Genomic DNA, 25,102 nt, shown 5'->3' with positions numbered 1-25,102 from the left:
ATCACCTCATTTCCACAAAAAAACAGGGTATCCATCAATATCCCCTCGGAGATATCTTGCCAAAAGCATTGTCTGAACATATGGCACTATTCCCCACTCAACCTTTTCCTTCAAATATGGATGTGTAATTACTTCTTTCTTTTTATTTTGCCACTCCACCAATACCTTTTTTCTTGCATTATCACTTAGTAATACTGCCCCATTTTCTTTTTTAGAAAAATCCTTTCCTGTTATTATCCTTTTATTTATAAGTGACAGAACAAACCTATCTGCATAAACCGCTCTAAATTCTTCAATTAAATCTAACGCCAATGAAGCCCTGCCAGGCCTATCCGTATGTAAATACCCTATATACGGATCTAACCCTACAACTTCCAAGGCCGACGCAATCTGATTGGTCAATAATGTATAAACAAATGACAGCATAGCATTTATATTATCTTGAGGAGGTCGTTTATTTCTTACTTGAAACACAAAATCTCTTTTTTGTTGCAATATAAGCTCATTGAACACCCCAAAATAAATACTTGCCGCCTCTCCCTCATATCCTCTTAATTCATCCTTTGACTTAGCACCTCTTATTAATTCCAAGGAATTTTTTAAATGTAATGATGCGCGTTTCACCCGTTCCGCATCTATCTGCATCGCATGATCCCTAATAGCCCTCTCCAAAACCCATCGTGCATTATATACTTTACCCAATATACAACTTTTGGAAATCTCTAGGCTTTTTTCTGCATCTAATGAGCTATCATATTGTTGTCTCCGCAAAATAACATTTCCCTTTACTTTTCCCGTTATACGAGCTAGAAATTTTCCTTGAGGAGTTACATAACATAATGAAATATTCCGATCTGCACATGCGCCCATAAGTGCCGGACTTGTTCCTTTATACCCAAACACAACTATCCCATCCAAATTATGCAAAGGCAATCGGCCAATCTCTAGGCTATCTTGATATACTACAACAGTTTCTCCTTCTAACCCCAAATAACCATTTTCAGATGTTACATAAAGTGTATTTAATAATTTTTTCATTCAACATTATCTCCTAACATCTGTGATATATAATTTTTTACTGATCCAGCTTTATTTAATCTTGGCAAACAAATGTCTTTCAATGAGCAAGAATTACATGATTTGCTTTGTTTTACCTTGGGAGTATACCCTCTCTTAAAATAATCATGCATCTCTTCAAACATTTTAGTTGCCATACCTCTTAGCTCCTGAGAAACCTGCACAACTTCTCTTCTTCTTGTTTCTCCATAATATATTGCGCCCTCTTCTATTTGTGTAGAAAACATCTCCTCTAGGGCCATTGTCTGTACTACTAATTGAAGTTTATCCTCCTCCGACACCTTGGGCTTTCCTTTTTTATACTCAATTGGATATATGCTATATAATCCACGATGCCCACGTAGAGAAACTCCATCATCACACTTATGGAACTCAACAATATCACACTCCCCTACTGCACCCAGTTTCCTGGATGCAATTGGAAGTGCTCTCACTATAAGTACATCTTTTCTCTTCTCCGTAATATATGGATCATGAGCTTTCTCATGCATAAGCTCACCTACTGCAGTATGATAATTTTCAGACCACTGCTGCTCTATATGTATGAGTGCCCATTGGCGTCTGCAAAACTTAAAATGCTGTATACCAGATATCATCAAATACTCTTCTTCTGCGTACTCCATTAAACCATCCTTTTTACCTCTACTGAGTCTGGAATATTATCATTATGTATCTCTACAATATAATCCTGATATCTTCTTGGATATTCAATACCATCCATCTTCTTAACTTCAACAGAATCAAACAACTTATATGCTGGACAATCACCAAGTTCTTTACTGTGCTTAAATACTATCAACTCACGCACAGCCATCTTGCCTCTAGCGGCAGAATGATCATTTTCAAACATATTGATAAGTGCATCCCATAGTAAATCAAGATCCTCTTCTGAAAATCCCGTTACCTTTCTTGCAAGATTTGCTGATATATATCCCTCCAAACGATATAACCCATATGGTACAATACTTTTTCTTCCCATCTCTGTACTCTTGTTTTCAGCATCCTTTTCAGTTGTAATTGCAACTCTGGTAATTGTAACTTCCTGACTGATAATTGGATCTATGCTCCTAGCAAATCCTAACTGTACCGGTCCCCTGACCTGTCCGCAATTCAATGAGGCTTTAACAAACGTAGTCATAACTGCTCCAAATGTCCTAATATCATAAAAATTCTCGCACATATAATCTCTCAATTTTCTATCAACATCTGGATCTGACTTTTTTAATTTCTTTATTTCTTCCGTAAGTTTTTTGTCTTCAGTCTCCTCAACCCCTAAACTTTTACAAGCATTTCTGTCACTCTTATTTAATGGCACATCCTCTTTTATATATATTCCATATCCCTTTTCATCTTCCTTAACAATTTCAACATAATTACGTATTTTCCGTTTTATACAAACATCTGTAACCAAACCCAATCCACTCTCAGGATCAATTCTTGGCATATTGCCAGCATCAGGATCTCCATTTGGATTTCCATTCTCAACATCAAATAACACTACAAATTCATATCTGTTTTTTATTACATCACCCATTTATTTATCCTCCTTTTTTTCGTACCTTTTCTGAACCTGATGGTAATATCCAAGCATGAATTTTCCCTGTTCTTCAAGAGATAATCGTCTTGGAAATCCTATCTGAGTTTCAGCCATGTTTAATTTTCCCATTAACTCTGTTATCGTTTTCTCATACTGAATTTTTAATCCTGTTGAACCTCTTTCAATTTTCTTCAAATGACTATTTTTTAACTTAATCAAAATTGGAAAAACTGACGCTGGTGTTGCACATGCTGAATTAAAATATCGATCTTTGATAGTTGAATTAATTCCTGGATTTGCATCCTTTTGAATCAATTCAAGTACCGCGAACAACCTTCCAAGTACATATGCCTGTTCATTACAATTTTCATTCAATCCCATGTACTTTTCTCCCTCCTTCATATTATAATTTTTTATTAAATACGCTTTTACAATAGCTGCCCTTCCATAAGTTATACCCCCTTGCTCTGCTCGTATTCTTGTCAACACTCCGGTATATAGACTTGTTGGATACCTGTCATCCACCAATATATCCCTTAATACCAACGTTGCCATATTTGATACAGGTTTTTTATCTTTTGATTTCTTGTTGACTGTTTCCATCAACATCTCTTGAATACTCAGATAATCTTTTCCCCATTCTGGTTTAACTATTGACATTCTTTCATAATGCCTTGATAAATTCTCCAATATATTACCAAATGAATTCTGGTAGTAAAAACGAATAGACAATCTCGCTGCATTAGGTGCAAGACATAAAATATAAAATCTTTGATTTAAATCAATCCTTACATCATCTATATCCACTGCTAGTCCATTCTTCAAATTTGTAAAAACTTTTTCCAATTCCTTTTGATTATCTATACTAGAGTTAAAAAAGCTTTTAAATATGTCCTGATACTGGGTTTGAGCCGATTCAGCCCAGTATATAACCATTGAGTCTCCCAATTGAAAAGTGTATTTTTTTTCAGAAAGAAGATAATTTAGCGCTGTTGTATATGCAAATTCAGCCTTCTTGCCTACTGGCGCATTATAACTCTGTTCCTTTCCATAGGATTCAAAAGCTGGAGCATTAAATGAAACCAAAGCCGCGCCACTGGACTGTGCTCCTGGTACGCCTTTTATGCCTCTATGAATCCTTGATATTTCTGCCTTTTCCCCAGTTACAAGGCATATACCATCGACTAAGCCTGAATTATACTCTTGATATATATGCCATATCTTTTTTATCTCTTCGTCTTCCTGAGCATACTCATTTTTCATACAAAATATCAAGTTTCCACCATCGGTCAAATCTTCCCAATGTGCTTTAATAACCGGATTAACATCTGCATTATCAGGATTCCATTGTTCAAAATACCTGATAATTGCTTTTGCCATTCTTCCATTTGAATCCTGCAATATGCTACAATGTTTATCCCTCGCAGCCATAAAACATTCTTTTATCCTTTGACTTGTACCTGTACTGTCTATTCCCAACATATATTTTGAATTGTCGCACAAAAAATTCGCCGATATACCTGAAGACCTTACCACCATCTGCGGAACATTCATCTGTTGTGGAACCAGTACTTCTTTTTTTCCAAACATTTCGGATACTTTTAACGGAATAATAGCTTTTACTTGTCCATCTTCATTCAGTTCTATAGCACACGATACTTTTGCATGACACCACCCCATACGTGGAACTTTTCCTTTTTCTACCAAACTCTCGTAATATTGCATTAGAGACTGTAATATCATCTGATCACCTCACAATCCCTCAAATCTAATACTCCTCTCTTCATGATAGCCCTATAAAACATAGGCTGTATATTGTTTCTATCGCTATAATCAAGATCGTATAACATAAACCCTAAATCTTTCTCTGGAACCTCGTCATATATGGTGTGTACTTCCTCCTCATCACAGATGCTAAAATTGACTGGAAATTCCCTACATCCAAAATATGGCATATGATAGCATTCGCCTCTTTTTAATCGTCTCATTATAATATCTTTAAATTTACCCGGATTATCAGAATCATTTGCATTTTCTGTAATCTCAAAATGTGCCTCTATCACATAACACACATCTCTTAAGATCAAAGAAGCTCTTTGCACTATATCCTCCTTTGTGCTAATGTATAAAGGCTTATCTGCCCCATTGTATGCTTGCAATACATTATTTGCAGATATTTTACTCTTTACTTCATTTCGTCTTACGCTCGTAAATCTTATTGGATTCTTAACATATATCTTGTCTATTACCCATTTCATTCCGGGATGCCAATATATTGCTTCCAATATCCCTCTTGCAGCCGATGGTGTTATCACATCATATGAACACCTCTCAACTTTCATCTCAGGTCTGGAAAACAATGCATAATCTCCCCAAACCTTTACTTTTACACCTTTTCCCATGTTTTCACCTCCATTTTTTTAACTATTTTGCCTTCCATTTATAAAAAAATCGCCTCCCCTTCATCTACCAAGCAACCTATACCATATTCTTCTGAATAATATTCCATTGATGTCAATTCATAAAAATCTCGCATATCATCTGAAACGAGGCGTATTATTCCTGCATCATACAATTTTTGAAATTCTGATTTTTCACCACAATAAACCTGAACACAAAACTGTCCTGCTTTTCGCATTCTTTCTTTTGATATGCCTTTTAGCTTTATCTCATCCATCAACTCTTTTGCCTCATCTGTATTACCGACAAAAATTGTTGCCATATCCTGCTCAATTATTTTAAACTCTTTTCCAACCTTTGCATAATTATACTCAGGATGAACAAATTCACCTAAAATTCTCTTCTTATCAAGACCATCTCCCCTGAAATGGTACAATCTCTTAAAATATTCTGATATACACTCTGGACTATCTACTATTTCATAATCACATAATACAGACTTAGCAACCTCAATCTGTTGTTTTTGATTTAACGGAATCCTGCAATTCTCAATATCAAAAATATTAACTATACTCTCAGCTTGATTTCTTTTTCCCTCTCTATTACATCTACCTGCAGCTTGTATAATAGAATCTATTCCTGCAATCTGACGATACACATGCTTAAAGTCTAAATCCACCCCTGCCTCGACTAAACTTGTTGATACTACGACACATTTTTCTCCATTCTGCAAACACTTTCTTATTTTTTTCAAAACAATTTTTCTATGCAATGGGTACATATTTGTTGATAGATGAAACACTCCTATTCCACATAGTTCCATATAAATATCTTGAGCCATTCTCTTCGTATTTACGATACACAAAGCGCAATCTTCATCTTTTAGCATACTTGACAATTTGTCTCTCGATATTGTTCCGATGTTATTGTATTTAACTCTCTTAAAGTATTCAAATTGTTCCTGCAACCTTGGACATAGTTCCATAAATTGTGTGTTTTCTGGAAATAATGAACCTAACGCTGGCTGTGTCGCTGTGCATAGTACTATACTTGATCTATATCTATTTACTAATTCACTAATCATATAAATACAAGGCTTCAAGTAATCAGTAGGCAACATCTGAGCCTCATCAAATATAATGACACTATTTGCTATATTATGTAATTTCCTGCATTTTGAAGATTTATTTGAGAATAACGACTCAAAAAACTGAACATTCGTTGTAACTACAATAGGTTTATCCCAGTTTTCACTAGCCAATTGCATCGGCTCAAAATCTTCTCGTCCATCATAATCTACATTACAATGATTTTCCAAAACGTTCTGTTCTCCAAGAATATCCCTAAACACTTGCGCATTCTGCTCTATAATACTGGTATATGGAATTACATATATTACACGATCCATATCATTTTCTACTGCATGTTTTAATGCAAATGCAAGTGATGCAATAGTCTTTCCTCCCCCGGTTGGAACTGTTAGTCTAAAATAGCCTTTTTTATTCCGTCCTTCATTTAAACAATGTTTTAATATTTCTGTTCTGCGTCCATTTATTGATTTTGTATTATCATTTTTCAACCACTCACTAATATGATTCTCCAGTTTATTCAGTAATATCTCTACATTTTCCCCTGAGTTTCTATTAACATCCCCGTTTTTCATAAAATATTCTGTATCCAGGAAATCAGCATCAACCAAACACGAATATATCATTCTGAGAAAAACACTTAATGGAAAATCTGCATCTGAAAGGTTCTGTAATATAATTGGATCTGTTTTCAATTCAGGAATTTCTATTTCATATTTATACGAACTATAATCATATATCTTTTTCTTCTCACATCTATACCTTAAACTTGAATGGATAACTGTATTTCCATAATCTGGCAACCCCGCATGATGCCCTGCAATACAATAACTTAGCAACTGATAATACCCACCCAATTCCATACAAATTTTCGCACCTGCTGTGGAATGATCGACTTTATCATCTGCGTCATTAATTATCTTTTTTTGAAACTGCTCTGAATATTTACCAATATCATGCAATAATCCGCAACAATATCCCCAATCTGATTTTCCAAACTTACCAGCAAACTTTGCAGCTTTATCCGCAGTTCCATACAAATGATCCTTTATGCTTTGTTCCCTATAATTATCCTTGTGTGCTATATATTTCAAATTATCGCTCATTATTTTTCCACCATTTTTAATTCATATCAAAATAGCATTACAAATATTATGTTTATAATTATACTCCATTCGTTTTTCTATGTATAGTTTTATTATTTATCATTACACAGTTATCCTTTTAATAATTACATATTTACCACATAGTTATTCCTCTTTTATTTCTCCGATTTTTCTTCAAATTTTACATCATTATATGTCCGATTTTCTCCACACAAAACAGTCTTTTTAACACACACTCCCCACATAAAAACACCGGCAACTAACGATCATCAATCGCCCATTGCCGGTATTTGCTCCACCAAATCAGGTATGTAAATATATGCAATTCTATGCATACCTCCCATCCTCACACTCTTTCAAGTGCTATCCCTATCTTCAGATTTCTCTCCGTTGCCATCTTGTCAAACTTAACCACATAGCACCCTATATCTCCCCTGATACCGGTTATCGTGCCCTCGCCGAACACCTTGTGTCTCACCCTGTCTCCGGGCTTTAGCTCGGTGTCCAGCGGCATATAGCGGCTCTCATTTGCGGCTATGTAGCTCTTGGTGTCGTCGACAAGGCGCTGCGGGAGCTCGTTCACGTAGTCTATGGCATCACGGTCTATATTGAAGATGAATCTGGATGGATACCGGAAAGACTCATCATAGTTCAAACCCTCGGCATCGCTGATATACAGAGCCTTCTCCGCTCTGGTAAATGCCACATACGCCATTCGTCTTTCTTCCTCCAGGCGTTCCTCTGTATCCACGTGCTTACTTGGGAATATCCCCTCATTCATCCCACACACGAACACATATGGGAACTCCAGGCCCTTTGCGGTGTGTATGGTCATCATCGTCACAGAATCCTTGTCCTTCTCCCTGTCATTGTTCGTGTAGAGAGCTATGCTCTGCAGATATTCCTCCAGCGTATTCTCCTCACCGGAGGTCTTCTCATATTCGTCTATCGACTGCTTCAGCTCTGCCAGGTTGTCCAGCCTTTCCTGTTCGCCCGCCTGTCTGAGCATCGCCTCGTAGCCCGTGGCTGCCATGAGCTCCGTCACAAGATCAGACAGACTTTTCTCCTTGTATGTCTTCCTGAAATTTTCTATGATATCGACAAAGGCTGAAGCACCTGTCGACTTAACAGTCTTCTCCTCCAGAAGATCCTGAAGACCGCTGTACAGTGAGCATCTGTGAGTCTCACAGTACGACTTCAGCATCGACATTCTCTTTTTGCCAAAGTTCCGCTTTGGTTCATTTATCACCCTGCGAAATGACAGATCATCCGCGTATGCCACCATCCTGAGATATGCCAGCACATCCTTTATCTCCTTACGTTTGTAGAACTCCGTTCCGCTGTAGAGGATATATGGAATTTTTGTCTTGATAAATGCTTCCTCTATGCTTCTCGATACGAAATGTGATCTGTACAAAACGGCTATGTCACTGTACTTTGTGCCCGCCTCAACCAGTCTTTTTATCTCATTTGTCACCCACTGGGCTTCATCCCCGGTGGTCCTGGAATGTACGTACAGAGGGCGCGCCTCTGACGGCTTCACAGCCACAAGCCTGTGGGGCAGTCTGTTCTTGTTCTTCTCGATCAGAGAGTTGGACACCGCCAGTATGTCAGGAGTTGAACGGTAATTCGTGTTGAGGAATATGGTCTGCGTGTTCTCATGGTTCTTGTCGAATTCCAATATGTACTCTATCCTTGCCCCGCGCCACGTATATATGGTCTGATCCGGATCGCCCACGATGAACAGATTCCTGTGATAACCGCTGAGTATCTCCGCCAGCGCATACTGGTTGCCGCTGACATCCTGAAACTCGTCCACCATGACATACATCATGCGTTCCTGCCATTTGCGGCATTTCTCCGCATCGGTTCTGAGGATGTGGAGCGCAATGGTTATGAGATCATCATAGTCAAGTCCATACACCTTCTTCTGTTCGTACAGGTATCCCAGAAATACTTTTTCAGGTATGTCTGAAGCCTTCTCATAATCCGCCAGCAGTCTGTCGTTGCTTATGTCCGCCAGATATGTGATATGCTGCATCTCGTTCTTCATAGCCGATATGTGATCCCTCGCCATGTCAAATGTATATGTTCTCGACTGTATATGGGCATTCTCGTACACCGTTTTGAGTATATCCTCCGTGTCCTCGTTGTCCATCACCACAAAGTTCTGGGGATAATTGATGGCATGGATATCCTCCCTCAGAAGCTTCACACAGAAGCCGTGAAATGTGCAGATGTATCCCATATCACTGTCCCCGATCATCTGTCTGATACGTTTGCTCATCTCCCTCGCCGCTTTATTTGTAAATGTGACACACAGTATATTCGATGTGGATATTCCAAGCTCGTCCACCAGATACGCATACCTGTATGTGAGCGCCTTTGTCTTGCCGGTTCCCGCTCCCGCAATTATGCGCACATACCCTTCTGTGGTGGTCACTGCCTCCTTTTGCTGTTCATTCAGTTCATCTATAAAATTATCCATACAGTCCTCCATATATTCACAAACATATGTTCAGTATAGCAGATTATATCTTTCCTGTCACTACACTCATGGTTTTACACCAGAACGATCTTCACATAAAAAACAGGACAGCCACATCATCTGTGACTGTCCCGCCAACACATCAACGCATTTCATTTATTTTGACTTTTTGTATACCGCTTTCTTAGGAGTGTTCATTCCCTTCGCCTTGAGCTTCTTTGCATATGCGTCATATTTCTTCTTAGGAAGATATATCTTCACATTGCTCTTGACACCCTGGAAAGCTTTCTTACCGATAGTCGTTATCCTTGTAGACTTTATGGTAACTTTTCCAAGCTTTCCACACTTGCTGAATGCTGCACCGCCTATGGTCTTAACGTTTCCTCCGATCACAACCGTGGTGAGATATTTGCGTCCTGTAAATGCTTTCGCTCCTACAGCCGTAACATTGAAGTTCACTCCACCGATCTTGACACTGGATGCAACCGTGAGTGACTTGAACTTCTTGTCGTTCTTCTTGCTTGTACTTCCAACAAGTGTCACTGTTCCCTTGCCATTTGAAGCAGCATTTGTCACCTTGTATTTCAGATAGCCAGGCACGCCCTTCTGCGAAACTTTGTATATCTTGCCCTTGCCAGCCTTGATAGCAAATGTCTTGCTGACGGAGCCTCTGTAATTACCCTTACCTGTGATCTTTACTGTCGCTGTACCGATATTCTTATTATTCTTATACTGTACGGTGTAATCCACACCATTCTTCAGTGTTGTTTTGCCTCTCCTCAGCGCAAGCGATTTAACAGTGATAGATGATCCTGTGTATGTATATCCATTCTTTTCTATACCGCTTACGACCACATTGTTCTTGGAATTTCCTATGTCTATTCCAAGGGCAGCTACTGACTCATAACGCTTGTATCCACACTTGGTACAGGTAAATGTCTTCTTACCTGCCGCTGTGTCTGTAGGCTTGGTCGTTATCGCGCCCTTGTCCCATGTGTGATTTGCCAGGCCTGACTTCTCTCCACATGAGCACTGATACCAGTGAGATCTGCTGTCGCTCTTGTACTTATTGCTGTAATCGTGTACATGCTGCTCCGGCTCTTTCTCGATGGTGATCTTTACATTGAATACAACTCCATTGTAAGCCCTGTTCCATCCTGTAACTGATGTCCAGTCATAATTTGCTGTGTCCGCAGGCTTGAAACAAAGCTTGTATGTATTGCCATCCTCAACCTTTGTCGTTCTGTCTGTATACCATGTGTATACTCCATCCTCGCGCTCTGGAAGCTCTATGTCTGCAAGAGTCATATTCTCCTTAGCACTCAGTGAATCTATCGCCTGAGTAAATACTGCATTTGCAGGAAGAATCTGAACAGTTATCTCCACATGCTCTGCTCTCTCGTATACATCCTCATCTTCAGGTACAAATGTTGCAAGGAAAGTCTTTGTTCCAACCTCTCCTACAGATTCATCTGCATTCTCCCAGATGAACATTCCACCTGCTGTCTCAGGCAGGAGTATCTTGCCAACAGTGTCTCCGTATGTAGCTGTGACATTCTCCGGAACTGTAAATACAGGATCCTGCTTTCTCACATACACTGAAAGCTTCACTGCAATTCTCACACTTCCGTCTTCCAGTTCCTCATATGTTCCCTCTGCTGCATCGATCTTGCTCCAGTCATAGTTTGCTGTGTCGTCTGGAACAAAGTATGCATCGTAGGTCTCGCTTGTTCCGGCCTTTCCTACCTGCTGTGTTCCATCTGCCCACATGTACTTTCCTGCTGCCGATGTTGGAAGCTCCACATCCGCAAGGGTCTTGCCGGCATATGCGTCGCCCGCCTTTCCGGCAGTAAATGAAGGTATTCCCTTCTCCACGCTGGATATGATCAGTGTGAACTCAGCCACTGTCTGATTCTGTCCTCTCACCGTGAACTTGACTGTCTGTGCCTCAGCACTTGCAGTCTTCGGCGTTCCATATACCTTTCCATCGTATATCACAAGTCCTGCCGGAAGTGTCTGTCCCTTTGCAAGGGAGTATGACACATATCCGTTGTCCACAGCTTCATCATTCTGGATCTCTATGGCTGTCAGATCATATAATGGCTCATCCTTTGTGGTTGTCTTTCCAACCTGCGCCTTAACTGTATCTTCTGTCTTTGCGAGAGTTATATTTACGGCCTCCTGCTTTGCCATATTTACCGTAACTGTTGCCGGCTCATATGTCATGACGCCGCTCCAGAGACGGTTGTTACTTGTAGTCATGGCTGTGTCATCCGGTCCAAATACAACTGAATCCACCGCCATTCCATCTATCGGCTCACCGTCTATTGTGATGTAGAACGACTTGCCACCCTGTATATAGAGTGCATCGTCACCGTCAACACCTGACTTCTTCTGACATCTTGTTGCCGATGAACTCTTCTCTATCTTTGCATCGCCATCCTTGAAGCAATATGCAGGATAATCCACATCAAGCTTGTAGAAAATGACGCTGTAATTTTTCAGTGCGTACACCATATCCGGGATTACTGTGGTGAGTATGCTTCCGCTTCCAAGACTTGACGTATATGCAAGCTGCTTCATATTACCATAGTTTACGATCATTGCACTGTTTGTGAGGTTGCCAAATGTAAACTGTGCATCAGCTCTGTTGATGAGCTTTGCATTTGTATTCAAGGTGATCCTCTCACTATTTGCTGCTGTGATATCCCCGTAGTTATCTACTGTTGCTGAAGCCTGAACATTTCCTTTCAGATTCCATGCACCTCTGTTGACCAGTGATCCTGTCATAGTCAGAGCGCCGTCCACATTCCATGTGCCAAGGTTCTCAACATCACCGGTAACTGTCGCTGTCGATGTATTTGTAAGAACTGCGCCCTCGGCGATGGTCAGCTTTGAATCCTTGAGGATCTCAAGCTGTTTTACCTCCTCATCTCTGTCAAGTGTGTAGTCTCCGCCTATAGTTAATTTGCCGGCGAGAGACATATACAGTGAACCCAGACTCTCAACCTGGTAATTGTCAGCGGTGCCCTTTACAGTAGCTGTGGACTTTTCATTCTCGTCTACATACTCTACCCTGCCGACCTTACCGCCTGCCGCAAGTACAAAGTCACCTGTGACAGCGCCCTCTGTTCCTGCCTTGACGTATATATTTCCAATGCTGTGACCATAGTTAAATACCAATGCCTTGCTATGCTCATTGTTGACGTCATTTTTTCTGAGTTCTCCTGACTTTATCTCGGCATACAGATCTCCCTTCACATCTGACTGCTGGACAAAGTTGTTGCACTTCTCAGCGCACCATCTTCCATCAACCACACAGTTCACATTTCCGGATACGGCTGTTCCCGACACTCCGTTGAAGTAGGAGCGCTTGTTCATGTAATCCGCACCGTATATAAATGTATTGTAATGATCAGTTATACCAACTCTTATATCCACATCACCGGATACTGATCCACCCGATGTAACATACATATTCTCAGACTTGGTTGATTTCGGTGTGTACATCTGTGCAGACTTTGCAAATGTGAAGTCTACCTTCTCCGCATTTGTATTGTACGCACCGTATACCACGCTTCCTGCTCTTCCGTCCTCTGCCGCGAAGGTCACTGTCTTGACATCAGCGTTTCCTGCCGCAGCTACAGTGCCTGACACATAACCGCTCATGATCGTCATGGTTACATTTCCATCTATCGTCACTCGGTCTGCCTTGCTGTCAGTTGAACCCGCAGCACATATATTGCCGACATTTCCGCTTCTGAGTGTCACCGATATGTCACCGGTGTATTTATTTGCTGTGTCCGTATAGCCTGATATGCTGTAGCCTGACAGATCATATGTAACCTCTTGGTCTATTCTGAGTGGTCTGTTGTCGTCTGCCACTCCATTATGATCAGCATCCAGATATACTGAGCTCTTGCTGCTATCCGACGGATCAACTATTATCACTGCTGAATTTCCACCGAGATCAATGGTCTTATCCTCTGTGTTCACAGATACACCAAGCTTGTTGATATCAGGTATCTCCGTGCCTGCCGGCAGTACCTTGAATACCACTGGGAAATCAACCGATGTTCCATTTCGTCCTGTTATGACAAATACTACTGTGCTTTCACCTGCATTCTTGGCTGTTCCTGTTATCTTACCCGACTCAAGCACAAGTCCTGATGGAAGTGTCGAACCGCTCTTCAGTCTGTACTGCATGTCAGTTCCATAATCCTTTGTGGTATCTCCTGTAACCTTGAGGATCGTGAGATCGTACGCTGGTGAATCCGCTGTGTACTTGGTCTCCGCCGCCAGAATCGGATCTGCGTATTCCTTACTGATGTCTATCTGGTCTGCCACATAATCCACTACAATAGACATAGATGAATCCGGGCCTGTCACCTTTGCACTTCCGTTGCTTCCCTGTACCGGCTCGCCGCCATTTGCCGACACATAGGCTGTGTAACCCGGCACATCGGTATAGCCAACTGTGATCGTCTGTTTGCAGGCAACATATTTGACATTCTCATATTCAACTACATATGACTGTGCAGCCAATTTTGCTGATGTGTTGTCCATGTTTGTTGAGCCGCCTGCATAGCTGTAATACACTCCTGTCCAGCCGCTGGCATCTATATCATCTGCAAATTTTCCTGCTGCCACCCACACACCTGTGTTGCTGAACTGGTCTGAAGGACACTTGAGCGTACCCTTCTGATATACTCTTGCCCAGCCTGATGTCATGTTGACCTTGCCCACATCAAACAGCGCATCCTCGCCTATTGTAAGTGTCGTGTCATACTGTGTCATATTGAGAGCCGCAAGCTTCGTATCTCCATTCACAACTGCCTTGGCATACTTTGAATAACCAAGCCTGTCAGCGGTCAGCGTATCGTTAAATACTGCGGATGATCTCTCGTTCAGTGACACATAATCCGTTACCTCAACAGGAGCATTTACATCAACTGCCGCACTGTCATAGATTATCAGAGCCATTGCCGTGAGCTTCTTATTCACAACGTAGGATCCTCTGATAGTTACGATATCCTTGCTGTTTCTCATGAATGCACCGGTATATTTTGATGTTGTATCCGCTGCAAATCCGCCCTTATCTACAGTGTTCTCTGCGATCTCATATGCTATGGTTCCATCCACGGTTGAATTCGACAGAACATACATAGTTGCTGCCTTACCACCACGGATATTTATACTCACCGCATCGCCGCCTTTATATGAAAGCTCTGAGTCCTTTGCACCGTATATTGCTTTTACATTTCCCCCCGTCATGGTGATCCTGATATTTCGTCTTATGGCGTTGTCCTCGACACCTGTTATCGTGTACTCCGACAGATCTCCGGTGTACAGAGGTGTCTTGCCATCTGCCTGTCCATCCTGATTGTCGTCCACGTATATCTCTGTCTCTGTGTCGTCCTTTGCCTGGATGACCACTGATGTTCCGTTGAGACATATAGTCTTCTCATCCTCGTCAACTACGATTCGGCCATCCTGGTTGTCCTGCTTCTTCTCCTCATTTGAGACGATCACATTCAGTGAGAGCTGTGCCTTTGAACCATTTCTTCCTGTCACATGTACTATGACATTCTTTCCATCTTCATAAAGCTTGCTTGCCGTTCCGACAACCTTGCCATCGATCAATGAGAGTCCCTCAGGAAGTCCATTTGTCTCGTCGATCTCGTATGTGACCTCGCCCTCTCTTGCGTCGTTTGATATGACAAGATCTGCCATGTCATAGAGAGGTGAAGTTGCTGTGTATTCTTTTCCAAGCAGTGCCGATGGATCAACAGTTGTCTTGGATACCACGATCTGCTTTCCTGTCGTTGCGATCGTCACTGTACAAGGCTCGTTCGGCATGCTGAACGTGTACACGCCATTTGCTTCAACCGCTGAATTTTCCGCTGTGTCGCTCTGACCTCTGAAGGTCACCTTGTCAAGAATATATCCCTTGTTCACGGTCGGTGTTATCTTGACATCTGCGCCGCCCTTGACATATGTACCATCAGGATCAATATACTGTGACGTCTTGCCTGTCATGGTGTACGTTGCGGCCTTCTCGTTGGACACAACATCCAATGAATAATTTACATTTGCAACATCCCCTACAGCCGAGTCCTCTATTACGCCCCCCTTTGAGAATATATTTGGCAGATACCCATCAGTCGCCTTAAATGTTCCCTTGAGGATTCCACTGTGGAGTATGTTTGAACCGCCTGCTGCATATATACCCTCATTTGCAGTTACCGTTACCCCCTTGTTGATAACGATCACGGCATTGCCCTGGCTTCCGTTCTCTGTGAAGTTACCAAAGTAAATATTGTCAGCAGTTACATCCTTGTCTATCACAAGATTCTGTCCGCCATAATATATATTCTGTCCATATGTTATGACAGATGAGCCGGTGGTATTCATGCTTGGAGCCATATAATACTTCTCCGGCATACTGCACTTGTCATCAAATGTAACTTTTGCATCCTTGTTATTACCTATATACATCTGGAAGCTTATTCCGTCTGCATTTGTAAAATCTGTGTTGTTGATCTTTATATCAACAGGAACTGTATTCTCGGTTGAACCGGAATAGCTCTCATTTGCCAGATAGAAAATATTATTTCCCGCCAGTCCATTTATACTGCTGTCTGACAACGTTATGTCAACCTTTGTTCCGATATTTCCGCAACTGTAATCACCTCCGGCGAGTCCACATTTTGCAAAATGTATCTTTGCTATATCCGCCTTGAGTTCCCCTGCCAGTGCAAAGTTGCCCATCATGGTAAACATGTCGCTGCCCGCGTATTCATACGAGTTCACAAGCGGATCACCATTTTCGTCTACTATGGATTCATCATTCATGCCATCCACATTGACCGTCATATTCCCCAGACAGCTACCGCCGTATACAAACCGTGCTGAACTGCTGATAACGTTGCTGACGCTTATGTTAAGATCCTTACTGATGCTTCCGCCCTGCTCTACATTCAAAGATCTCGTAATGCTGCAGCCCGAAACTATGGCATCTACAGAACCATTTACCGTCACATTTGACAGCTCCAGAGCTTTTACATAGGCTGCATTACAGTTGTAAAGCTCTGCCTTTATATCACCTTTTACACCTGTGCTCAGATACATGCCATTTAATGTATCTGTTGTTGCCACAGCCTTCATTACAACGCTGGCAGAAGTGATACCGGAACAATTTGAAATTCCATATACCCTGCCGCTGGCACCAGTGATATTCTCCATGTTCACAGTATACGTATATGTTCCTTCTTCCTCCGGCTGAGTCTGACTGAACGAAACCGAATTCATGCCACATGTTGTGTAACCGGCAGCGCAGTTCTTTATATCTATATCAGCCCTTCCACCCAGCATACCGCCATACATTCCATATATGGTGTTGAACTTTGCTCCTGAGCCATCAATGCTGACATTTACATTTCCCTTTATATTTGTATTATTGGTGCCATACACAGACATCTCTGATCCAGACTGGCTTTTCAGCTTAAGGTCCAGATTTCCAAGGATAGTCGCACTTGACGCACCATATAAACTGGCACTTCTTCCATCCTTTATGGCTGATATTCCGTCAAATGTAAGGCTCACGTCACCATCAACCTTTGCCCCCTGGGAAACTCCGTTCAGGCTGTCTACCTTGGAGTCAGTCACCTTGGCCGTCAGTGTCTTACTGAGCACAGCTCCATTCTGCACGAGATACACTGAATTGGCGCTGGCTCCTTTCATATTGAACACTGCATCGCCATTTATAGTGTATGCCTTTCCTGTGTAATATCCATCTGTAGCCAGTGTGACAAATGTGTTGCCGTCACAGCTATAATTGATATTCTCCGTGATGTCTCCATCTATGGTCGATGTGCTGAGACCATAGAGCGTCTTTATCTTAACTGACTTCTCCGTGTCTATCAGTACACCACCAGTACAATATGTCCTGAAAAGTCCATACAGACTTTCAACTGCCGCGTCGCCCTTCACACTGATAGTTACCGCAGTCATGTTCTCCGGAGTCTCAACAGTGCTCTCAAATGCTCCATATACAACAGGCAGTTCAGCACCGTCTATGGTTATGGAGATCGGCGAACTGCCATTACCATGATAGATTCCATATATATTGCCATATTGTATGTCCGTGCTTCCATCCAATGCGAAAGCTTCCTCGCCCTCATCAAGGATTCCATCCCTGTCTTTGTCATTGTAAATATTTAATAACTGCTCGCTGTCAGTGGAATTCGGCGACTGCTTTATGATTACCGAATTGCCGTTGAGCGTGACACCTGATGGTGTAGAGCCTGACGACTCATATACATACTCCAGCCCCTTTCCCGTATTCGCAGCTTCAGACTGTGTGTCATCCGCCGCAAATGCCGTTATTCCCGATGCCATGCCAATAGCAGCAAGCACCGACAAGGCCGTTATACCTCCTCGTAGCCTTCTCTTTCTCATCAATTACCCTCCCTTAATTAATTGTTTCGCAGACCATCCCCGCTATAATTGTGCACTATAGCAGAAAAAGTCTTGCAAATATGTAGATTTTTGCCACTTTAACCATTTTACCATAGCAAAGTTGCAAATACTATCAACAAATTCACAAGACTTTTTTATGCATTTTTATATTTTCTGTTATAATTCCGCTATCTTCTCCTGTTGCCAAACAATAATACAAGTCTGAGCAACTGAAGTGATGCTGATACCATAGCTGCCACATATGTCATAGCTGCCGCTGTGAGTACACTTCTTGCACCCTTGAGTTCATCCGGATAGAGATATCCGCTGCCCTCCAGTATCGCCATGGCTCTTCTCGATGCATTGAACTCCACCGGAAGTGTCACAAACTGTAGGACAACAACCAGTGAGAACAATATGATTCCGAGTGTTATAAGGTAATCAACCCTCGGAATGAGAAGTCCTATAAGTATGAGCGGCCATGATATGGCTGAGCCTATATTTGCCGCTGGAATGATTGCTGACCTTATGGTGAGCGGTGCATATGCATTTGCATGCTGTATGGCATGTCCGCACTCATGGGCTGCCACGCCTATCGCTGCGATGGATCTGGAACCATACACGCTGTCCGACAGATTGAGCGTATGCTCCTTAGGATTGTAATTATCAGTCAGATCTCCTGAGATGTGATGTATTGACACATCCGTTATCCCCGCATTCCTGAGTATCATGTATGCGACCTGGTCCGCTGTGTAGCCTGACCGCGATCCCACCTTCTCATACTTCTTGTATGTGGTCTTGACTCTTGCCGACGCTATCATGCAGAGCACCACGCCTATGAGAACCAACAGATATGTTGGGTCAAAATAAAATCCATAATATGGCATATATATCACCTTTTCCTTTCATGTATCCCTGACGGGGGCTTTTGTTTTCCACTATCCTATAGTATATATTGCGTTTCGTCAACAGGTGTGGATGATACTTCATATAAATTTCATTTTTGCAGGAACTAATTTTATACTTCGTTTTCCTGCCATTTTTCTTATGTCATTTACCTGCAGCTATCTGCCAAGCATCTCATTTACCTTATTCTGCACCTTGACATGATCATACCCTGCCTTCTTCAGCCTGTTCTTTCTGTCATCGCCATTTCCCCAGTCGCCGGCTATGACCTCTCTGGCTATCACATCTATCGATTTCTTCTGTGAACTGCCAGTCTTTTTTGCGGCATATTTTTTCCATGTCGTCTTATCTATATATGACTTGTTAAGATCGAGATTGCCATCGTAACCCGGAAGTCTTCCAACGGATGTGTACTGTCTGATATCACATTCGTATTGACATTCATTCCATGGATGCTCCTGATATCCCGTCCGCTCGTAATCAGGATACTGTGCAACCCACAGCCTGTATCCCAGGCCCTTTACATTGTCCATGGCGCTCTTCTGGATATAGATCAGAGGCTTAACACCGGTCTTACTGTACACATGATCACACCACTCTTTGCACCATGCCCTGTCACTTCTGCCAAACTGCGGATTATTCTGCCCCTCCCAGTCAAGGACAAGTATCGCCTTGCCCACATATTTCTTACTGTATGCTATGAAATACTCAGCCTCACTGTGGGGATCGCCACCATTTGCATAATGGAATGCCCCCAGGAGTTTTCCCGCTTTCATCGCCTGGTCACAGTGCTTTGCAAAATACCTGTTCTTGTAGTCCGTGCCCTCCGTAGCTTTCACTATCACAAAGTCACAAGGCACCTTGGTTATATCTATAGTATCCTGCCACGCTGATATATCTATACCATCCATGTAGCCCTTTAATGGAACCTTATTAGAAGTCATAAAATTGTCTCCTGAATTCTTTTGTCTGTATATAATATTCCAGACATTGAATCAGGAGACAATCTTAGGATCATTATTCCGAACTTATACTTATCTGTCTCGTATTACATGTGTCACTGTCATAACACCCTTATTCATGCCACCTTTCCTTATCTCCGCCCTTGTAAAACCGCTTGAATATCGATATCAGGTAGTCCCATCCCCGGGTACATATAATCGCAATGACAAATGCCCCGAAAAACGCAGCCACAGGATAATACCACACAAATGCTATGTGATAAAATGATAGTCCAACAAAAAGTCCCACCTCACACACAATGACACTGGTGATCAAAACCTGAAAAGAGGTGGGGATCTTCTTCAGCACTCCTACCTCTTTCGTAAATTCCGTTATTACCGATATCAAAGTGCAAAGAACCGCAACAACTACAAGATATACTGCGAATCTGTCCATGCGTATTCACCTCCTTGTCCATGATATAGTTTAATGTATTCCGGAAGGTGGTATGTGGTTATAAAATATTATTATGTTCTTACATTACATTGACTATAATTTTGATATAACTTATACTGTAATTACAATTTTATACATACAATTTGTAATTCTTTTTAAATTAAACCTCGCATTAATGCGGGGTGTTTTACGTTATATGGGGATCTCCAAAATGTATATATATCAAAATTACTTCTGTATGAAAATAGAATAATGTATTTAACCGGGCAGCCGAGGGGTGTTACACCATATCCGTTCGAGTCTTGGAAGGGAGTGGTGCCTTATGAGTACATATGAGGAATTCATGGTTATATTAACCGTTGCGATACTTATTGTGACAATTCTGAATCATAGAAAATAAGAAAAACACCTCAGCCGACTAAGCTATGAGGTGTTTCATCTTAAAATGGTTTTTGCCGGACGGATAGGACGTATCTATCGCTCGGCTGTCTTGTTAAGTATATTATACAATATTTTTGACGTTTGTCAAAAATAAAATTCTGAAGTGCAAGATCAAATGCCGCATGGGACTTACCAAATCGTCTGGCATGACTGACACTGGTACAATTAGCATTTGTACATATAACTCTGTTCAGATATTCAAGCAGACCTGTCTTATCAAGATACAATCCACTATTCTTGTCCTTCGTAAAACTGTCATTACTTGGATTAAAATAAATGCCCATCTCATGCCCTCCTTGTTTATTTCAAATGTCTTATATATAATTCTCAGAATTCATTGATATAGGCCTTTTCTCTGAAATCGGGATATTAATTCAACCTCTTTCCGAGTTGCCATAAAGCTGTGTCCATCCTCAAGTGTTATATTTCCAAGTTCAATGTTCTTATCTATGCTACCCATTATATCTGTTTTTATAAGGCTTTTCAACGATGCTATATTTTCTGGAGTGCGTAAGTATCTTTTTAAATGTGCTGTCAAATATTATATGTGTCAATCTATATTACTGCCTACTGTTTTTTCTTCCGATTGGTAGCCACACTTTAGCCCTAAATCAACCATAAGTCAATAGATTTTCACAAATGCGCGTATAAGGCAATTTTTCGCGAGATTATTTTAAAATTATAACTTTTTTTACTTTCTTCTCGCCATCAAAATATTCTACTACTATAGTTCTATCCATTTTAATCACCCCTTCCATTTGATATGTAAGGCAATTATAATACCGAATAAATATAAAACTAGTCTTGACAAAATAAAACAAAAGAGTTGCTGTAAAATCCCTTAGCAACTCCCGTTTTCCAACTAATGCTGAATATAAAAGCAATATTTCATATGTATGGCTGTCATCATCATAATATACAAGCATGCCAAATTTGTATTCATCAAAATTGATTTCAACCTTCAAAGAATTTAAAAATCAAAAAAATAGAGAGCCTTTAGATCTCTCTAAAAGCCCTCTAAACCGTTTAAATACTAGGTTTTTATTTAGAACTTGCCAGCGTTAGCTGCTTCCTCTACAGAATCAATGCACCTAGTAAATTCAAGATAAATCAAGCATGTGTGGCTTTCGGTGTGGCTTTTCGTTCAATAGCTACAGCAAGGCTAAACAATTTTCCTTCTATAATAAATGTGATACTATCCAGTCTACAATGATGAATTTTTCCCACTATAGCATCTAATATGACCAAATGCAAGCAAGTCACTTATACAACAATTTCATTATGCTAATTTACTTAGCTTCTCTATCTTTTCCTCAATTTCCTCTTGTAACTCTTTGTTATTAACAGAATTTCTGAATGCCTTCCTACACCACTCCAAACTTCTATTAATATCTTTTTCTTTTTCATAAATCTCTGCTATTCTTGCTATAATATTTGATATAATTGTCTCCACATCTGTTAAACTAACGTTAGCATCTTTTATGGTTGCATCCAAATCCATAGTAGCTCTGGCATCCAGACCAACCATTGCTGCCACCAGCATTCCATCTTTTAATATAAATTTGTCTTTATACTCTGATAAAGAAATTCGTTTCAAAAATCGTTCCATCATATAATTCCGCATCAAAATTTGCGCATCAGCAGATTTTTTCTTTGACAGATTCCGAATCAGATCTTTTAATTGCCTTGCTGTTGTTATCATCTAAAGTAGCACCTCCAAATATGGTCTTAAGACCGAATGGAAGTCTGGAACTGCCAAGTACATTAGGAATTGTTTGCAGGAAGATTGCACAGAAGCTGGATGGATTTGAAGGCTTTCACTTTCACCAGTTGCGTCACACCTACACAAGTAACCTTCTGGCAAACGGAGCAGCACCAAAGGATGTGCAGGAACTGTTAGGGCACTCAGATGTCAGTACCACAATGAATGTCTATGCTCACTCCACAAGAAAAGCCAAGCGGTAATCCGCAATGGTTGCTTTAATTATTCACCCTATCATACACCTTAATCATTTTCCCTGATCGTTCACCTTAATTGTTCACCTTTTTGTCCGAATGGAATAATTGGGGTTGTTCGGAGTTGTCCATTTGATAAAATCAATTTACTTTCCAATAACCTTTTCTCGAAGATCCAACTCTTTCAATATATCCTTTATCCTTCAGTTTTTTCAATCTCGCTGCTATTGTTTTTCTGCTTACCTCAAAATGTTCTGCGAATTGAGTAACCGTATAATCAGGATGCAGTTTTAAATAATTCAGCAGTTTGTTCACCTCATCATTCACCCCATCATTCACCTGTTGGCATGTTTGATCACCTGTTTTTGTATTAGTATCTCTTTTACGATACATATTAACTCTGAAATCACCATCAAAATCAATCAGCTCCGGCTTAGGTAATCCATACTCCTCACAGGCTGCGAATAACCTCGGTATTCCGGTTCCCCATTTTTCAATAATTTTCATGTACGCAAAGGCTCTTGCGATTGCAGGATTTCTCGGTCTTGAGTAACCTTCTATCATTTTTTCGATCGTAACATTATTCAGCAGCATGCCCGGCGAAGTAATCTCTAGCCTGTCATCATACAATGCCACTTGTATATTCCCCGGCTCAAGATAACTACGATGAGCCACTGCATTTGCAATCAACTCTCTTATGCTGTCTGTAGGAAGTTCATATACATCTTGTCTGTACATTCCCTTTATTGTCATTCCCATGTTAATTTTTTCAAGAACATACTGGTATGCAGCATCCATTTGTTCCTGAATGGAACCCTCAAACTCTCTCCGGTCAACAAAATGCGCCCGATTGGTTCCCTTGAACACACCGCACTGAATAACCGGCTGCCCCACCATCCGTCCGGTCAAAAGTGCATATGCATTGGTCGGATATACCTTTCCGCATTCCTCCTTCAGAACGCCCCATGAAATCAGTATATTTCTGGTGACATCCTTAATCTTCGCTTTTTCACTATCCTGCCATGTATTTCGCATAGCTGTCTCCTTCAAGCTCTTGCAAAGCTCCTCAATCTCACTGTCTGATATATCCATATTCTGACATATTTCACTGTCAAAATAACGGTTCTTCCCCTCCAGCATCAACTCTCTTAACATGTAATCCTCAACATGCCTAGTCGTACCTGCAACACGCACATAAGTACCATCAAACACACCTTGTGATTTTATATAGTATGGACGCTCTGCCCCCGGAAATATCTCTATCACAATCACTGTCTTATCCTTAATTGTCTGCATCGCCACATCCGGCCTGATTACAGGTTCGCAAGAATCTGAAATAGCATTGGTAATGTCATCCATTGTCTTATAGATACTATCTTCATCCATTCCCACAACTTCTAAGGTCTTGTCCTCTATTCCGAAAACAATTTTTCCTCCCCTACCATTGGCAAAAGCTACAACAGTTTTCATATATTTTTCGCTTTTATCCGGTACTGCAACCTTATATTCAATATTTTTTGATTCGCCGGAAAACAGTGTCTCCTCTGCCATATTACTACCTCCAATATCAAAAATCTCGTTTCATCTCATTATTCATTTGCCAATACCTTATACATCTCCAGAATCCCAAATATTATTATAACATTTCATAGATATATGTGCCAGAAATGCCATGCATATTCTAATCTCCTTCGTATTTATTATTGAAGTTGTAATATACTTTCTCATTTGGAAGCACTGCCTTAATCGGATAAACTGACATCCCAAAAGAATCTGTAAAAATAACATCTTCTCCAATATGTTTTTCAATAAACTCATCAGAAAAATCAGCTATTAAACCAATGCTAATAGCTCCATTCCTTGTAAAATTCAATCCTTCAATTTGTATACTCTTTTCAATCAAAGAACAATCTGAAGTGTGAAAAAAATTCAACAGCATTTTTTTAATATCTCGTTCGATTTGAATCTGATTATCAAGATAATATCTGATTGCTTTTTCTTGTTCAAATGAAATTACAGCATCTTTTTGATTTGAGTATATACACAGATACAAGTCAAAAGTTTTATCCCATAATGTAATGATAAAACTCTTCTTTGTGTACCAATCTGTTTTTTTAATCAAAGTTCCTAATACAGGATGCTCAATTATAGTTGGTTTATTTTTTTCTTTGTCTTTCCAAAAAAACATAATCTCTTGTATGATTATTTAGAAGCTAATAATCATTCATTCCTTTCATTTTAATAT

Annotated in this window: 14 protein-coding genes and 2 pseudogenes; 1 reads left to right on the top strand and 15 read right to left on the bottom strand. The window is 40.6% G+C overall.

Annotated elements, in window-relative coordinates; genetic code table 11:
• Positions 1-6 precede the first annotated feature (6 nt).
• The 13 genes and pseudogenes from cas1c to DXB91_RS07775 form a co-directional block, all read right to left on the bottom strand.
• Positions 7-1,038, bottom strand: a complete 1,032-nt coding sequence (gene cas1c, locus DXB91_RS07840) for a type I-C CRISPR-associated endonuclease Cas1c (protein WP_118017422.1) — start codon at positions 1,036-1,038, stop codon at positions 7-9.
• Positions 1,035-1,700, bottom strand: a complete 666-nt coding sequence (gene cas4 / locus DXB91_RS07835; RefSeq protein WP_118017420.1) for a CRISPR-associated protein Cas4 — start codon at positions 1,698-1,700, stop codon at positions 1,035-1,037. The genes cas1c and cas4 overlap by 4 nt, the downstream gene beginning before the upstream one ends.
• Positions 1,700-2,611 (bottom strand): type I-C CRISPR-associated protein Cas7/Csd2, encoded by a 912-nt coding sequence (gene cas7c, locus DXB91_RS07830; protein WP_118017418.1) that lies wholly within the window; start codon positions 2,609-2,611, stop codon positions 1,700-1,702. The genes cas4 and cas7c overlap by 1 nt, the downstream gene beginning before the upstream one ends.
• Positions 2,612-4,357 (bottom strand): type I-C CRISPR-associated protein Cas8c/Csd1, encoded by a 1,746-nt coding sequence (gene cas8c, locus DXB91_RS07825; RefSeq protein WP_118017416.1) that lies wholly within the window; start codon positions 4,355-4,357, stop codon positions 2,612-2,614. It abuts the gene before it with no gap.
• On the bottom strand, positions 4,354-5,016 hold the full coding sequence (gene cas5c, locus DXB91_RS07820) for a type I-C CRISPR-associated protein Cas5c (RefSeq protein WP_055144837.1): 663 nt from the start codon (positions 5,014-5,016) through the stop codon (positions 4,354-4,356). Before cas5c ends, cas8c begins: the two co-directional genes overlap by 4 nt.
• A 38-nt stretch (positions 5,017-5,054) precedes the next feature.
• Entirely contained in the window at positions 5,055-7,196 is a 2,142-nt protein-coding gene (cas3, locus tag DXB91_RS07815; RefSeq protein ID WP_117549460.1) for a CRISPR-associated helicase Cas3', read from the bottom strand.
• Positions 7,197-7,554: 358 nt separating this feature from the next.
• Positions 7,555-9,696 (bottom strand): ATP-dependent helicase, encoded by a 2,142-nt coding sequence (locus tag DXB91_RS07810; RefSeq protein WP_199414259.1) that lies wholly within the window; start codon positions 9,694-9,696, stop codon positions 7,555-7,557.
• A 156-nt stretch (positions 9,697-9,852) separates the two neighbouring features.
• Positions 9,853-18,156, bottom strand: a complete 8,304-nt coding sequence (locus tag DXB91_RS07805; protein ID WP_147343977.1) for a leucine-rich repeat protein — start codon at positions 18,154-18,156, stop codon at positions 9,853-9,855.
• A 188-nt stretch (positions 18,157-18,344) separates the two neighbouring features.
• Positions 18,345-19,043 carry a zinc metallopeptidase gene (locus DXB91_RS07800; protein WP_015533113.1) on the bottom strand — a complete coding sequence of 233 codons (699 nt, stop codon included), beginning with the start codon at positions 19,041-19,043 and terminating at the stop codon, positions 18,345-18,347.
• 177 nt (positions 19,044-19,220) lie between these two features.
• Positions 19,221-20,006: a GH25 family lysozyme gene (locus tag DXB91_RS07795; RefSeq protein ID WP_118017409.1), complete on the bottom strand. Its 786-nt coding sequence runs from the start codon at positions 20,004-20,006 to the stop codon at positions 19,221-19,223.
• Positions 20,007-20,136: 130 nt separating this feature from the next.
• On the bottom strand, positions 20,137-20,460 hold the full coding sequence (locus tag DXB91_RS07790; protein WP_117549127.1) for a hypothetical protein: 324 nt from the start codon (positions 20,458-20,460) through the stop codon (positions 20,137-20,139).
• A 440-nt stretch (positions 20,461-20,900) separates the two neighbouring features.
• Entirely contained in the window at positions 20,901-21,185 is a 285-nt protein-coding gene (locus DXB91_RS07785; RefSeq protein ID WP_117549128.1) for a hypothetical protein, read from the bottom strand.
• Positions 21,186-22,300: 1,115 nt separating this feature from the next.
• Positions 22,301-22,603 (bottom strand): annotated as a pseudogene (locus DXB91_RS07775) (nucleotidyl transferase AbiEii/AbiGii toxin family protein); the annotation flags it as partial.
• 26 nt (positions 22,604-22,629) lie between these two features.
• Here DXB91_RS07775 and DXB91_RS07770 point away from each other — a divergent pair.
• Positions 22,630-22,866, top strand: a pseudogene (locus DXB91_RS07770) (tyrosine-type recombinase/integrase); the annotation flags it as partial.
• 132 nt (positions 22,867-22,998) lie between these two features.
• Here the strand turns inward: DXB91_RS07770 and DXB91_RS07765 are convergent.
• Positions 22,999-24,408, bottom strand: coding sequence for an ATP-binding protein (locus DXB91_RS07765; RefSeq protein ID WP_021943450.1), 1,410 nt, complete (start codon positions 24,406-24,408; stop codon positions 22,999-23,001).
• 130 nt (positions 24,409-24,538) lie between these two features.
• A complete protein-coding gene (locus DXB91_RS07760) occupies positions 24,539-25,045 on the bottom strand; it encodes a hypothetical protein (RefSeq protein ID WP_117874300.1) in 507 nt (168 codons plus the stop codon).
• Positions 25,046-25,102 lie beyond the last annotated feature (57 nt).

The sequence above is a fragment of the Coprococcus sp. OM06-34AC genome, from assembly GCF_003462545.1.
GTDB lineage: Bacteria > Bacillota > Clostridia > Lachnospirales > Lachnospiraceae > Coprococcus > Coprococcus aceti.
The sequence above is the reverse complement of the archived record's forward strand: the minus strand, read 5'-3'. Positions and strand labels throughout refer to the sequence as shown.